Source organism: Salipiger sp. PrR002 (genome assembly GCF_010500775.1).
Classification (GTDB): Bacteria; Pseudomonadota; Alphaproteobacteria; order Rhodobacterales; family Rhodobacteraceae; genus Salipiger.
The window spans coordinates 18,180-31,613 of record NZ_JAAGOU010000031.1 but is presented as its reverse complement, the minus strand read 5'-3'; the positions used below and the strand labels follow the sequence as shown (position 1 = coordinate 31,613).

Annotated in this window: 12 protein-coding genes; 6 read left to right on the top strand and 6 right to left on the bottom strand. The window is 65.7% G+C overall.

Annotated features, from left to right (window positions below; all coding sequences use genetic code 11):
• Window positions 1-26: 26 nt before the first annotated feature.
• The 5 genes from G0A00_RS21375 to G0A00_RS21355 are packed head-to-tail and all read right to left on the bottom strand — an operon-like array spanning window position 27 to window position 4,544.
• Window positions 27-1,316, bottom strand: coding sequence for a TRAP transporter large permease (locus G0A00_RS21375; RefSeq protein WP_164182852.1), 1,290 nt, complete (start codon window positions 1,314-1,316; stop codon window positions 27-29).
• 1 nt (window position 1,317) lies between these two features.
• Window positions 1,318-1,905 carry a TRAP transporter small permease gene (locus G0A00_RS21370; protein WP_164182853.1) on the bottom strand — a complete coding sequence of 196 codons (588 nt, stop codon included), beginning with the start codon at window positions 1,903-1,905 and terminating at the stop codon, window positions 1,318-1,320.
• A 49-nt stretch (window positions 1,906-1,954) separates the two neighbouring features.
• The gene (locus tag G0A00_RS21365; protein ID WP_164182854.1) at window positions 1,955-2,461 is read right to left on the bottom strand and encodes a flavin reductase family protein; all 507 of its coding nucleotides are present in this window, start codon (window positions 2,459-2,461) and stop codon (window positions 1,955-1,957) included.
• Window positions 2,461-3,351, bottom strand: a complete 891-nt coding sequence (locus tag G0A00_RS21360) for an aldo/keto reductase family oxidoreductase (RefSeq protein WP_164182916.1) — start codon at window positions 3,349-3,351, stop codon at window positions 2,461-2,463. Before G0A00_RS21360 ends, G0A00_RS21365 begins: the two co-directional genes overlap by 1 nt.
• A gap of 38 nt (window positions 3,352-3,389) precedes the next feature.
• Window positions 3,390-4,544 carry an LLM class flavin-dependent oxidoreductase gene (locus G0A00_RS21355; protein WP_164182856.1) on the bottom strand — a complete coding sequence of 385 codons (1,155 nt, stop codon included), beginning with the start codon at window positions 4,542-4,544 and terminating at the stop codon, window positions 3,390-3,392.
• 112 nt (window positions 4,545-4,656) lie between these two features.
• On the opposite strand from G0A00_RS21355, the gene G0A00_RS21350 reads away from it, so the two are divergent.
• The 5 genes from G0A00_RS21350 to G0A00_RS21330 all read left to right on the top strand — a co-directional run bounded on the left by G0A00_RS21350 (window position 4,657) and on the right by G0A00_RS21330 (window position 10,047).
• Complete coding sequence (locus G0A00_RS21350) at window positions 4,657-5,382, top strand: GntR family transcriptional regulator (protein ID WP_164182858.1); 726 nt, start codon at window positions 4,657-4,659, stop codon at window positions 5,380-5,382.
• Between the two features lie 18 nt (window positions 5,383-5,400).
• On the top strand, window positions 5,401-6,543 hold the full coding sequence (locus G0A00_RS21345) for a Gfo/Idh/MocA family protein (RefSeq protein ID WP_164182861.1): 1,143 nt from the start codon (window positions 5,401-5,403) through the stop codon (window positions 6,541-6,543).
• A gap of 170 nt (window positions 6,544-6,713) precedes the next feature.
• Complete coding sequence (locus G0A00_RS21340; protein ID WP_164182863.1) at window positions 6,714-7,172, top strand: (2Fe-2S)-binding protein; 459 nt, start codon at window positions 6,714-6,716, stop codon at window positions 7,170-7,172.
• Window positions 7,173-7,311: 139 nt separating this feature from the next.
• Window positions 7,312-9,426 carry a xanthine dehydrogenase family protein molybdopterin-binding subunit gene (locus tag G0A00_RS21335; RefSeq protein ID WP_235953142.1) on the top strand — a complete coding sequence of 705 codons (2,115 nt, stop codon included), beginning with the start codon at window positions 7,312-7,314 and terminating at the stop codon, window positions 9,424-9,426.
• 3 nt (window positions 9,427-9,429) lie between these two features.
• The gene (locus G0A00_RS21330; RefSeq protein ID WP_164182867.1) at window positions 9,430-10,047 is read left to right on the top strand and encodes an Isoquinoline 1-oxidoreductase subunit; all 618 of its coding nucleotides are present in this window, start codon (window positions 9,430-9,432) and stop codon (window positions 10,045-10,047) included.
• A gap of 149 nt (window positions 10,048-10,196) precedes the next feature.
• Here the strand turns inward: G0A00_RS21330 and G0A00_RS21325 are convergent, their stop codons facing one another.
• On the bottom strand, window positions 10,197-12,266 hold the full coding sequence (locus tag G0A00_RS21325; RefSeq protein WP_235953136.1) for a TonB-dependent siderophore receptor: 2,070 nt from the start codon (window positions 12,264-12,266) through the stop codon (window positions 10,197-10,199).
• A 167-nt stretch (window positions 12,267-12,433) separates the two neighbouring features.
• On the opposite strand from G0A00_RS21325, the gene G0A00_RS21320 reads away from it, so the two are divergent.
• Window positions 12,434-13,390: a helix-turn-helix transcriptional regulator gene (locus G0A00_RS21320; RefSeq protein ID WP_164182871.1), complete on the top strand. Its 957-nt coding sequence runs from the start codon at window positions 12,434-12,436 to the stop codon at window positions 13,388-13,390.
• Window positions 13,391-13,434: the final 44 nt, after the last annotated feature.

Here is a 13,434-nt window from a genome sequence, read left to right as displayed (position 1 = left end):
TCCTCCCTGATAGCTCTGGATTTTTCTTAGTTCGCGAACCCGGTCAGTCGCGGGATCGTCATGGAAATCGCGGGGAAATAGGTGATCAGAAAGATCACCGCGATCTCGACCGCGAGGAATGGCAGGATGGCGCGGGCGATGGTCGTCACCCGCTCGCCCGAGACGGCGGAAGCGACGAAGAGCACCAGCCCCATGGGCGGCGTCGCCAGCCCCACCGTCAGGTTCACGCACATGATGATCGCGAAATGCACCGAGTCGACGCCCATGCCGGTGAACACCGGGCCAAGGATCGGCCCCAAGATGATGATCGCCGGGCCTGCGTCGAGGAACATGCCCACCGCGAACAGCAGCAGGTTGATCAGGAACAGCAGCAGCAGCGGGTTCTCGGTCAGCGACAGGATGAAATCGGCCATCTGCTGCGGCGCGTGCGACAGCGAGACCACCGTCTTGAACGACATGGCGGCGCCCACCAGCAAAAGCACCACCGCCGAGGTCAGACCGGCGCGGCCCAGCACGTCGGGCAGTTCGGCAAAGCGCAGGGTCTTCAGTACGAAAAGGCTGATGAAGAGCGCGTAGAACACCGCCACCGCCGCCGCCTCGGTCGGGGTGAAGACGCCCGCAAGGATGCCGCCCAAGATGATCACCGGGGTCAACAGCGGGAAGAACGCCTTGAGGCTCGCCTCTCCCCGTTCGCCCCAGCTGTATTTGCGGGACGCCACGGGGAAGTCGTAACGGTTGGCCATCACCTTGATCAGCAGCATCAGCCCGATGCCCACCAGCACCCCCGGCACCAACCCCGCAAGGAACAGCGCCGCGACGCTCTCGCCCATGACATAGGCGTAGATGATCATGATCCCCGAGGGCGGGATGATCGGCCCGATGACCGAGCTCGCCGCGGTGATCGCGGCGGCGAAACGGCGGGTGTAGCCCTGTTTCTCCATCGCCGGGATCAGCATCGAGCCAAGCGCCGAAGTGTCGGCCACCGCCGAGCCCGAGAGCCCGGCAAAGAGCATAGAGGACATCACGTTCACATGCGCCAGACCGCCGCGCAGATGCCCCATGAAGGCTTGGCTGAACTCCACGAGGCGGTGCGTGATGCCGCCGCGATTCATGATCTCTCCCGCCAGCATGAAGAAGGGGATCGCCATCAGCGGGAAGCTGTCCATGCCGTTGTAGAGGTTGCGGTAGAGCAGCGTCAGATCGCGCTCCTGCCCGTTGAGGAACAGCAGGATGCCGGGCGCGGCGAGCAGGCCAAAGAACACCGGCAGGCCGATCATCAGGAACACAAGGAAGAGCGGAAGGAACCAGATCAGCATGTCATTCGGCCCCTTGCGTGTTGGCCTGCGGGATCGTGGGCAGATCGCGGACCGAGCAAAGCTCGGCAAGGTTGCGCAGGATCAGCTCGATATTGACCAGCACCAGCAGCCCCATGCCGACGAGGATCGAGGCCATCATCCAACTGCGCGGCACCCGGTGCCATTCGCTGAAATCGAGCGCAGTGGGAATGTAGAGCGACGCCGAAGCAAAGCGCCCGCCAAGGCCCGTGACCTCTTTCCAGCCGATCTGCAGCGCGAAGACGAGCACCATCAGGCTGATCGCCAGCAGCACAAGGTTGAGCAGGCTGGCCGCGCGGCGCGGCAGCAGCGAGGGCAGGATGTCGATGGCGACAAAGCCGCCCCGGCGAAAGGCGGTCGGGGCCATCAGCCCGGTCATCCACAGCATGCAAAAGCGCGCGGCCTCGTCCGGCCACGGCAGCGCATTGCCCAGCACATAGCGGCAGAACACCTGCACGAGGGTCACCGCCACCATGACCGCGATGGCCACGACGCCGATGCCGCGACCGACCTTCAGCAGGCGGTCGTTGATCCATGACAGCGGCCGGATCAGCCCGTCGAGTAACGTCATTCTCTCCTCCCCGTCATGCCGCGCCCTCCTCCAAGGCGGCGGCCTGCCGTCAGTTGATGTCGACCCGCGCGACCCGCCCGCCGAAGAAGGCCAGCGGATCGCCCTGTTGCATGGCGGCGTGCAGAACCTCGCCCACGACGATCGCGTGATCCCCCGCCGCGTGCACCGCGTGCCGGCGGCAGTCGAACCGCGCGAGGCAATGCTGCAGCACCGGCACGCCATTGGCATTGCAGCCCAGATCCACGCCCTTCAGCGCCGCGCCATCCTTCGCCACACGCCACGCCAGATCCTGCTGATCGGCGGCAAGCACGTGGATCGCGTAATGCTCGGCCCCGGCAAAGAGCCCGTAGCGGCTGGAACTGCGCGCGGGCGACCAGAGCACCAGCGGCGGCTCCATCGAGACCGACGAAAAGCTGTTGGCGGTGATCGCGGCGCAGCCGTCGGGCCCGCAGGTGGTGACGATGGTCACCCCCGTGGCAAAGAGCCCGAAGGCATCGCGCAGCGCCCGCCCGTTGCCCGGGTCGGGCACAAAGCTGTGGGGCTGCGCGATCTGCATCACGCCACCTCGCGGCCCAGTGCCGCCTCGTAGAGCTGGAACCATTGCACCCGGCTCAGCGCGACCTTGCGGGCGTCCGAGATCTTGGCGATGCGCTCCAGCGAGTTGGTGCCCAGCACCGGCAGGATGGTCGCCGGGTGACGCAGCAGGAAGGCCACGGCGATGGCGGCGCGGTCGACGCCGAACTCGGCAGCCATCGCATCCATGCAGCGGGTCAGCGGGCTGTCACCGGTCATCAGGCTGCCGCCACCCAGCGGCGACCATGCCATCACCGGATCCTTGCGGCGCTGGTGGAACGCCAGATCGCCATCGGTGAAGGGCTCGACACGCGCCAGCGAGATCTCGACCTGATTGGTGGCCAGCTTGGTGTCCATCGCGCTTTGCAGCAGCTCGACGTCCCAGGGGCGGAAGTTCGACACGCCCGCGGCGCGGATCTTGCCTGCCTTGACCAGACCGTCGAGCGCCGCGCCGGTCTCTTCGTGGTCCATCAGCGGATCGGGACGGTGGATCAGCAGCAGGTCGATGTAATCGGTGCCGAGATCGCGCAGCGAGCTCTCGACCGACGCTTCGATGTGCGCCTTGGAGGTGTCGTAATGCTTGCAGGCCACATCCGCGTATTTGCCGCAGGGCGCGACGATGTCGCATTTGGTGACCAGCTCGACCTTCTGGCGCAGCGCGGGGTCGGCCTTAAACGCCTGCCCCAGCACCGCCTCGGCGGTGTAAGCGCCGTAGATGTCTGCCTGATCGAGCGTAGTGATCCCCTGCGCAAGGCAGGCATCGATCTTGGCGCGGACATTGCCTGCAGAGGTGTCGGCGTCATCGCCGATGCGCCACATGCCGTAGACCAGCCGCGAGAAGCTGAGCCCCTCGGCCATGGTCACGCGGTCCATGTCTGCACTTTGGGGGGTGAAATCGCTCAGAGTATCCATCAGCGGCGGTCTCCTGCGCCAAGCGGCGTCTTCGGAAGGGTTTGCGGAACCCGGCCCCAGGCCTGGTTGAGCTGGCATGTATTGAGTTGCGGCAGCACGCGCGACCCGAAATGCTCGGCCTCTTCGATGTGCGGATAGCCCGAGAGCACGAAGGCACGGATGCCCATCTTCTGCAGTTCCTCGAGCTTGCTCAGCACCTGATCGGTCGAGCCGACGATGGCCGCGCCACACCCCGAACGCGCGCGCCCCACACCGGTCCAGAGGTTGGGCTCGATATAGCCCTCAAGGTCGGCCAGCTCGCGGTTGCGCGCCTGATGGCTGACGCCGAGACTGCCCGAGTCCAGCGCCCGCTCGCGGATCGCCTGCCCCAGCTCGTCATCGAGCTTGCTGGCGATGTAGCGGGCATATTCCTTGGCCTCCGCCTCGGTGTCGCGCACGATGACATGGCTGCGGAAGCCGTAGTCCAGCGTGCGGCCATACTGCTCGGCGGCGGCATTGGCGGCCTTCATCCGGGCGGCGATGTCCTCGGTCTTTTCTGGCCACATCAGGTAGACGTCGCAATGCTGGCCGCAGAGGTCGAGCGCGGCAGGGGAGTAGCCGCCGAAGTAGAGCATCGGCCCGCCCTTCTGATAGGGCTTGGCGGGATCGGTGGTGAGGCCAGTGAAATTATAGACCTCGCCCTCGTAGTTGATCTCGTCGCGGTTCCACGCCTGCTTGAGGATCTCGACCACCTCGCGCGAGCGCTGGTAGCGGAACTGGCTTTCGGCCTTCTCGCCGGGGAAGTCGGACGAGATGATGTTCACCGTCAGCCGCCCCTGCAGCATGTGATCGAGCGTCGCGATGGTGCGCGCCAGCATGATCGGCTGCATCTCGCCGCAGCGCACGGCGGCCAGCAGGTTGATGCTCTCGGTGATCGGTGCGCAGCCCGCGACGAAGCTCAGCGTGTCCTGCCCGACCTGATAGGACGAGGGGCACAGGATATTGCCAAAGCCCTGCGCCTCGGCGGTCTTCACGATGTCCGAGCAATGGTCCCACGACGAGCGCAGATCGCCGTCTGGCACGCCGAGGAACTGGTAGTCATCCGAGCAGAGCGCCGAGAACCAGGCCACCTCGACCGCGTCGAGATCGGCGGATGTAACGGGTACGACCGTCATGTTTTCCTCCCTGAAAACCTCCGAACTTTCCCTTTCACTACCCGCGTCTTTGATGTAGATCAATGGTGTATCAATTTTTTCATTCGCAGCATCCGCAGGGGGAGGCGGAAACATGCAGGAAAAAAACAGGAATTCGTCTCACAGGCCCGATGCGCTGCCGATTTACATGCAGATCAGCGAGCTGGTGATCCGCGATATTGCTGCCGGTCGGCTGGTCGACGGGCAGAAACTGCCGCCCGAGCGTGAGTTCGCCAAAGCCCATGGCACCACCGTGCGCACCTTGCGCAAGGCGTTGCTGGAGCTCGAGAAAAAGGGGCTGCTCGAGCGCCGTCAGGGCTCTGGCAACTACGTCCGCGCTGGTGGCGAGGTCGAATCGGTTTACTCGATGTTCCGGCTCGAACTCGCCGAAGGCGGCGGCGGGCTGCCCACCGCCGACATCCTCGCGGCCGACTATGTTCCGAAGGATCCGCGGCAGCCCGCCTATGGCACCTCGGACCACGGCACCCGCTTTCGCCGCCTGCGCTACCTCGACGATGTCGTCATCGCGGTCGAGGAGATTTGGCTCGACGGCGGCGCGGGTCAGGTGCCGCGCGAGATGGTGCAGGACTCGCTCTACCTGACCTACAAGCGCGCCCTGCAGCTTTGGATCACCCGCGCCGAAGACCGCGTGGGCATCGGGCAGGTGCCGGACTGGGCGCCTGAGGCGTTTCCGCTAAAGCCCGGCACCACCACCGCCTATATCGAGCGCCTGTCTTGGGCGCAGGGCAGCGAGGCGGTCGAGTTCTCACGCACTTGGTACGACACCCAAAAGGCGCTCTACGTCCAGCGCCTCATCTGAAGGGAGGAGGAATTCCCTATGACGACCCAGACCCTCGCGCGCAGCGAGACACGGACCATCACCTACGGCATCATCGGCTGCGGCATGATGGGGCAAGAGCATCTGCGCAATATCGCGCTGCTCGAGAACACCGCCGTCGGCGCGATCTTCGAGCCCGATGCCGAGATGCGCGCCCATGCGCGGCAGTTCGCCCCGAACGCGCAGTTCGTGGACAGCATCGAGGCGCTGCTGGACGCGGCCGAGATCGACTGCCTGCTGATCGCCAGCCCCAACTTCCGCCATGTGGAGCAGTTGCAGCAGATCGCAGGCAAACGCCCGCTGCCCGTGCTGGTGGAAAAGCCGCTGTTCACTGACCCCGAGCATGCCGCCGCTATCGACGCCTTTGCCGAAAGCTACCCCGCGCCGGTCTGGGTGGCGATGGAATACCGCTACATGCCGCCCGTCGCCAAGCTGCTGGAAGAGGCCGAGGCGGCGACCGGCGGCGTGAAAATGCTGACCATCCGCGAGCACCGCTTCCCCTTCCTCGAGAAGGTCGGCGACTGGAACCGCTTCAACCGCTACACCGGCGGCACCTTCGTCGAGAAGTGCTGCCACTTCTTCGATCTCATGCGGCTGACGCTGAAGTCCGATCCGGTGCGGGTGATGGCGATGGGCGGTCAGGCGGCGAACCATCTTGAAGAGACCTACGCCGGCGAAACCCCCGACATTTTCGACCATGGCTATGTGATGGTCGAATTCGAGAGCGGCGTGCGCGCCATGCTGGAGCTGTGCATGTTCGCCGAGGGCTCGCGCTATCAGGAAGAGATCTCGGCGGTCGGCCCCAAGGGCAAGATCGAGGCGCTGGTGCCGGGGCCGGGGCGCTTCTGGCCCGCGCATCTTGGCGCGGCGCCGGTGCCGCAGGTCATCGTCTCGCCGCGCGAGCCCAAAGGGCCCGAGGTGCGCGAGATCCCCGTCGATCCGACGATCCTCGAAGCCGGGGACCACAACGGTTCGACCTTTTACCAGCATCGCGGGTTCCTTGAGTTGGTGCGCGGCGAGCGCAGCGCCCCCGAGGTCTCCCTGCAGGATGGCAAATGGGCGGTGCTGATGGGCCTCGCGGCGCAGCGCTCGATGACCGAGGGCCGCGCGGTGGATCTGAGCGAACTGACCGGCGCGGCCTAAGCCACGGCGAGCACGAAACTTTCGGCAGGGGCCTTCATAAGGGCCCCTGCCCCACGCATCAGACATCGCTGCAATCCCGGCCTTCGGGCGTGGACGCGACACCCGTCAGCGCTACCTCCCCTCCACAAACCAAGCGCCAAGCTACGCATGCGCAGCCAGGGAGGAGAGCCATGGTTTCGTTCGAACTCAACGGAAAAGATGTGTCCGTCGATGTGCCCGAGGAGACGCCGCTCCTCTGGGTGCTGCGCGACGAGTTGCAGATGACGGGCACCAAATTCGGCTGCGGCATCGCCCAATGCGGCGCCTGCACCGTGATGATGAATGGCATGACCCGCCGTGCCTGCGTGACGCCGGTCTCTATGGTCGACGGCGCCTCGGTCACCACGATCGAGGGCATCGATGGACCCGAAGCCGAGGCGGTGCAAGCCGCATGGGAGGGGCTCGACGTGCCGCAATGCGGCTGGTGCCAATCGGGACAGGTGATGAGCGCCACCGCGCTGCTGCGCGAAGTGCCCAAGCCCAGCGACGAGGACATCGACAACGCCATGGCGGGCAACATCTGCCGCTGCGCCACCTATGTCCGCATCCGCAAGGCGATCCACGACGCCGCCGGCAAGCTGGAGAGCTGAGACGATGACACAGACCTTCGAAAGACTGGCCTTCGCAAAACCAGCCCCCGCAAAACCCGCCGCCGCAAAACCCGCCGCCGCAAAACCCGCCCTGTCCCGCCGCAGCTTCCTTGCCTCATCGGCGGGGCTGGTGATCGGCATGACGCTGCCGCTGGCCGCCCGCGCCCAGTCCGGCGCTGCCGCCGCGCTGAAATCCGGCGCGACGGGGGACGCCACCTTCGCCCCCAACGCCTTTGTCCGCGTCGCTCCTGACGACACGATCACCGTGATCATCAAGCACATCGAGTTCGGCCAAGGCCCGTTCACCGGCCTCGCCACACTGGTGGCCGAAGAGATGGACGCCGACTGGAGCCAGATGCGCGCCGAGAACGCGCCCGCCAACAACGAACTCTACAAGAACCTCGCCTTTGGCATGCAGGGCACGGGCGGATCGACCGCCATGGCCAATTCCTACATGCAGATGCGCAAGGCCGGGGCCGCCGCCCGCGCGATGCTGATAGCCGCCGCCGCCGAGGAATGGGGCGTGCCGGAGGGTGAGATCACCGTCGCCAAGGGCCAGATCAGCCATAGCTCGGGAAAGTCCTCGGGCTTCGGCGCGCTGGCCGAGAAAGCCGCCGGGATGACCCCGCCGGAGGATCCCCCGGTGAAATCGCCGGATCAGTTCGCGCTGATCGGCACCGACCTGCCCAAGCTCGACACCAAAGCCAAGTCCACCGGCACCGCGACCTTCACCATGGATGTCTACCGCGAGGGGATGCAGACCGTCGTGGTGGCGCATCCGCCCAAACTTGGCGCCACCGTCGGCTCCTTTGACGACAGCGCCGCGCTCGAGGTGCCGGGCGTCGAGGCCGTGCGGCAGATCCCGCAGGGCGTCGCGGTCTATGCCCGTTCGACCCATGCCGCGCTGAAGGGCCGCGAGGCGCTGAGCATCGACTGGAACGAGAGCGGGGCCGAGACGCGCTCTTCCGCCGAGATCTTCGAGGCCTTCTCGAAGGCCGCCTCGGAGGGTGGCAAGGACGCGGAAATGCTGGGTGATGGCGCGTCAGCCATCGAGGGCGCGGCGCAGGTGATCGAAGCCGAGTTCCGCTTCCCCTATCTCGCCCATGCCCCGATGGAGCCGCTCGACGGAGTCATCGAAGTGCGCGAGGACGGGGCCGAGGTCTGGATGGGCTCGCAATTTCCTGCGCTCGACAAGCCGACGATCGTGCAGACGCTTGGGCTGCAGCCCGAGGCCCTGCACCTCAACGTGATGTTCGCCGGGGGCAGCTTTGGCCGCCGCGCGCAGGACACCGCGCATTTTGCGGGCGAGTTGGCCGAGGTCGCCAAGGCGGCGGGCGGTCCCGGCGCTTTCAAACTGGTCTGGACCCGCGAGGACGATCTGCACGGCGGCTACTACCGCCCGCTCACCGTTCACAAGATGCGCGCCGGTCTCGACGCCGACGGCAAGCTCACCGGCTGGGAAGACGTGGTAGTCAACCAGTCGATCATGGCGGGCGGGCCGATGGCGCAGATGATGCAGGATGGGATGGACCCCACATCCTACGAAGGCTCGACCAAGATGCCCTATGACCTCGGCAACCTGCGCGTCGGCTGGGCCCAGCAGGAAAGCCCGGTCACGGTGCTCTGGTGGCGCTCGGTCGGGCACACCCATACTGGCTATGCCACCGAGGTGTTTCTCGACATGGTGCTCGAAGCTCAGGGCAAGGACCCGGTGCAGGGTCGGCTCGATCTCCTCCGCGAGGATGCGGGCCGGGATCGCGGCGTGCTCGAGAAAGTCGCCGAGATGGCAGGCTGGGACGGCAACAAGGTCAAGGGCGACAAGGCCTATGGCGTCGCCGTGCACGAAAGCTTCCAGACCTATGTGGCGCAGATTGCCGAGGTTTCGGACGCGGGCGGGCACCCGCGCGTGCACCGCGTCTGGTGCGCTGTCGACTGCGGCGTCGCGGTGAATCCCAACGTGATCCGCGCACAGATGGAGGGCGGCATCGGCTACGGTCTTGGCACCGTGCTGTTCGATGAGATCACACTCGGCGAGGGCGGCGCGGTACAGCAGGCCAACTTCGACAGCTACCGCATGCTGCGCATCCACGAGATGCCCGAGGTGATGGTCGAGATCATTGCCTCGGACGCCGACCCCACCGGCGTCGGCGAGCCGGGGGTGCCGCCCATCGGACCCGCCGTCGCCAACGCTTGGCGCGCGCTGACCGGCAAAGCGGTCACCGACCTGCCCTTCCTCAAGACCATGGAGGCCTGAGCCATGCGCAAGACGATCCTGATGGCGGCGCTGCTCGGCGCCGCACCCGCCCTCTTTGCCCTGCCCACCCTTGCCGAGACGGTGAAAGGGCTGCGCACCGTGGATGAATTCGACGGCATCGAAGATGAGGCCGAGCGCTCGGTCGCGCTCTTCACCGAGATGATGGCGGTGATCGAGCACCCGCGCTGCCTCAACTGTCACCCGGTCGGCGACAGCCCGCGGCAGGGGTTGGACATGCACCCGCATGTGCCGCCGGTGGTCCGAGGAGACGCGGATTTCGGCGCGCCCGGTATGCGCTGCAACACCTGCCACGGCGAGGAGAATTTTGCCTTCACCACCGGCGAAGGATCGATCCCCGGCCATTCACCGTGGCAACTCGCGCCGGTCGAGATGGGCTGGGTCGGCAAGAGCGCCGCAGAGATTTGCGCGCAACTCAAAGACCCTGAGCGCAACGGCGGGCGCAGTATGGAAGACCTGCACGAGCACAATGCCACCGACGGGCTGGTCGGCTGGGGCTGGGATCCGGGCAAGGGTCGCGAGCCTGCCCCCGGCACGCAGGAAATCTTTGGCCAGCTGACGAAAGCGTGGATCGAGACAGGGTCTGCCTGCCCCGAAGGGTGAAGCGGGACATCGCGGCGCGCCTGCGGCCCATGCGCGCGAAGACGGGCCTCGCCGGAGAAACAAGCCGGGGAAACAAGCCGGGGAAACAAACGGCGGGGCCCGTCCTGAGCCCCCGGCGCGCTTAGTGCGCCGGGAGCGGTGCCAAAGGGTCAGAACGACTTTGTCAGCGAGACGTTGAAGGTGCGCGGCTCGCCGCGGAAGTTGAACACCGAGGTGCTGCCGACGCGGGCGTAATACTCTTCGTCGAAGACGTTATCGACGCCCATGCGCAGCACCAGATCATTGTCCCAAGTCTTGGACGCCATCAGATCGACGGTGCTATAGCTCGGCGCTTCGATGCCGCGCGACGAGAACTCGGACATCCAAGTCACCCGGCCGCCAAAGCTCCAGCCCTGCAGCGCGCCTTCGGTGACGTCATAGGCGCCCGACAGCTTGAACATATGCTCGGGCGTGTAGGTCGAGAAGGCATCGCCCTCGTCGTCGCCGTTAAGATATTCGGTCCACGTGTAGGTGTAGCCTGCCGACAGGTGGATGTTTTCGGCAAGTTCCCCGGCCACGCCCAGTTCGAAGCCCTGCGACGAGACTTCTTCCTCGGCCTCGTAATAGTCCTCGTCGACCACCTGCACCGGGCGGTTGACCTCGCGCAGATCAAACAGCGCCGCCGACACGTCGAGCCCGTAAGCCAGCCGCGCTTTGACGCCCAGCTCGACCTGACGGCCCTCGATCGGGTCGAGCAGATCGCCGCTCTTGTCCACTTCGGACTGCGGGATGAAGATCTCGGAGTAGCTGGCATAGAGCGTGGTGTTCGGCGTGACGTCGTAGGTCAGCCCGGCGAAGGGGGTGACCTGCGCATCGACGTCATACTCCTCGGTCGCGACCGCGCCGGTCGAGAGCGTCTCGGTGTCCACGGTGCCGTCGTACCAGCTCAGACGCGCGCCGCCGATCAGGGTCAGCGCCTCCATCGGCTTCACCCGAAGCTGCGTGTAGAGGCCGGTGGATTCCGCCTCGGTCTCGGTCTTGGTGCTGTAGTCCACGTCGGGCTTGGCAACCGACGAGCTGTCCCAATCGTCCAGATCCCAGCTGCCGGAGATGGCGCCGCGAGCCTGATACATGGTGCTGTCGGTCTTCTGCCAATCTGCGCCAACGATGGCCACGCCGGTCCAGCCGCCCAGCTCGAACGGCAGTTCGGTGTGCAGGTCGAGCGCGAGGCTGTCCTGCTCAAAATCGCGGGCCAGCCACGAAAGGCGCGAGATGGTGTTGTCCTCCTCCGCCGCCGAGCCGGCATAGGCGTAGAGGAAATCGGCTTCCTGATGCGAGTTGCGCAGCGAGAATTTCACCCGCCCGCCATTGTCAAAGAAATGCTCGGCAGCGACCACCGCGTCGGTGGTGGCGTTGTCGAAGTCGTTCCAATCCATCGCCGTGGTGGTCGAGGCATCAGTCCAGATCAGATCGTTGTCTTCATAGGTCGGCAGACCGTTGAACGGCGAGATATCGCGCTCCATGTGGCTGAGCGAGAAGGTCAGCTTGGTGTCGGGCGACAGATCCCATGCCAGCGTGCCGTAGAGCGAGGTCACGCCGTTCTCGGTCTCATCCACAAAGCCTTCGCCATCGCCATAGGCCGCCACGAAGCGGCCGCGCAGCGTACCTTCCTCGTTGAGCGCGCCCGACACATCGACCTCGGCCCGCGCCTGCCCGTTGGAATCCGCCGAGATGGTGCCATAACCGGTAAGCTCGGTGGCCGTGGCTTGCTTGAGGCGCATGTTGATCGAGCCCGCAGGCTCACCGGTGCCGATGAACAGACCCGCCGGGCCTTTCAGCACCTCGACGTGGTCGACGATGGAAAGGTCGGGCTGGGTGCCGTAGATCGAGCTGACCGGCGCGGGAAGACCGTCGAAATAGAGGTAATCGAACTCATACCCGCGCGAGAAGATCGACGAGCGGCCCACGTCGTTGTTGAGGATCATGATACCCGGCGTGTCGGCCAGCGCCTCCTCGAGCGCGGTATAGCCCGCGTCTTCGATCACCTTGCGCGTCACCACCCAGCTCGACTGCGGCACATCGCGCGGCGCCATGCTGGCCTTTTCCCCCACCGAGATGCGGTCGGTGGTGTAGCTGTTGGTGCCTTCGGTTTCATAGCTCGCGCTGTCGATGGTGAGCTCACCAAGATAGACATCGTCCTGCGCAAAGGCTGGCGTCGAAAGCGATGTTGAAAGCAGCAAGACCAGTCTGATCGGCCTTCTTGTGGTTGTGGACATTGGACCCTCGTATATTCTGACTATTTTACTAGATTATTACGTGCGAAGCTGCGACACTGCTACTGCCGGACCTTTTCGGAACGTTCAGAGTCCTGTCCGGAAACATCAAACTCGCTGGGGAATTTGCCGAAATGGCGCAGATCGGACGTGCCGAAATCGAACAAGTGCTGCTCGGACGAAGCGCCGACTTCGGCACGACTCTCGCCGCCGGGCAGGTCGCGCTGCGCGGCCGCTGCCTTGGCGCGTCCACCCCGCTGGGCCTGTCGGTGAATCTGCATGACGCCTTTGCCGAGACCAGTTTCGAAACCCGCATGACGCGCCCCGCCAACCTCATGCTGCATCTCGTCCTGGAAGGCTCGGTGTCGGCGCATGTGGATGGCGCCGCCTTTTGCTTTGGTCGCAGCAAGGGCGGCCCGGTGCAGCTGGTTCTGAGCGCAACCGCGCAGCCAACCGACTTCCGGCGGCGCTTTACCGGCGGCCAGCGGCTGCGGAAGATCACTGTCGCCCTGTCTTGGGATTGGCTCGCCCGGCACGAGCTAGGCATGGACGACGTGCTCGAAGGGCGCGCGCATCGGTATGAGGCATGGCCCGTGCCGCAACAGGAAATCGCGCAGGCGGAGAAGCTGCTGGCCCCGATGGAGGAAGGCACGCGCCGCGCCGCCCGCGTTCTGGAGCAAGAGGCCTTTGCCCTGTCGCTCGTGCGCTTTGCGATGGCCTCGCTGCTGCATGTGGGGCCGGATCTGACGCGCGCCGAACGCGACCGGCTGGCTCGGATGGAGGCCTTTGCCAGCGCGCCGGGGCCGATGCCCGAGCTTGATCTCGTGGCGCGCTCCGGCGGGATCAGCGTGTCGACCATGCGCCGGATGTTCGAAAAGGCCTATGGGCAGACGGTGAAGGCGCGGCTGCGCGAGGTGCGGATGGAAAAGGCCGCCGCGGCGCTGCGCGCGGGGGCCTCGGTGCTGGAGGCCGCGCATGTGGCGGGCTACGAGACCCCCGCCGCCTTTGCCACGGCGTTTCGCAAGGCCAAGGGCATGCCGCCGTCGCATCTGGCGCGCACGCCGCGCGCCTTGCGGATGGATCGCAGCTGAAGACGCATCGAGTGGCCGATATGTGGCGCGCCCGCGCCTGTCGC

Bases quoted from the DNA above. Each gene is read 5' to 3' on its own strand.
- G0A00_RS21345 (WP_164182861.1), top strand. From the start codon at position 5,401: ATGACGACCCAGACCCTCGCGCGCAGCGAGACACGGACCATCACCTAC.
- G0A00_RS21375 (WP_164182852.1), bottom strand. From the start codon at position 1,316: ATGCTGATCTGGTTCCTTCCGCTCTTCCTTGTGTTCCTGATGATCGGC.
- G0A00_RS21365 (WP_164182854.1), bottom strand. From the start codon at position 2,461: ATGCAGATCGCGCAGCCCCACAGCTTTGTGCCCGACCCGGGCAACGGG.
- G0A00_RS21355 (WP_164182856.1), bottom strand. From the start codon at position 4,544: ATGACGGTCGTACCCGTTACATCCGCCGATCTCGACGCGGTCGAGGTG.
- G0A00_RS21335 (WP_235953142.1), top strand. From the start codon at position 7,312: ATGACGCTGCCGCTGGCCGCCCGCGCCCAGTCCGGCGCTGCCGCCGCG.
- G0A00_RS21360 (WP_164182916.1), bottom strand. From the start codon at position 3,351: ATGGACCGCGTGACCATGGCCGAGGGGCTCAGCTTCTCGCGGCTGGTC.
- G0A00_RS21340 (WP_164182863.1), top strand. From the start codon at position 6,714: ATGGTTTCGTTCGAACTCAACGGAAAAGATGTGTCCGTCGATGTGCCC.
- G0A00_RS21330 (WP_164182867.1), top strand. From the start codon at position 9,430: ATGCGCAAGACGATCCTGATGGCGGCGCTGCTCGGCGCCGCACCCGCC.
- G0A00_RS21350 (WP_164182858.1), top strand. From the start codon at position 4,657: ATGCAGGAAAAAAACAGGAATTCGTCTCACAGGCCCGATGCGCTGCCG.
- G0A00_RS21370 (WP_164182853.1), bottom strand. From the start codon at position 1,905: ATGACGTTACTCGACGGGCTGATCCGGCCGCTGTCATGGATCAACGAC.
- G0A00_RS21320 (WP_164182871.1), top strand. From the start codon at position 12,434: ATGGCGCAGATCGGACGTGCCGAAATCGAACAAGTGCTGCTCGGACGA.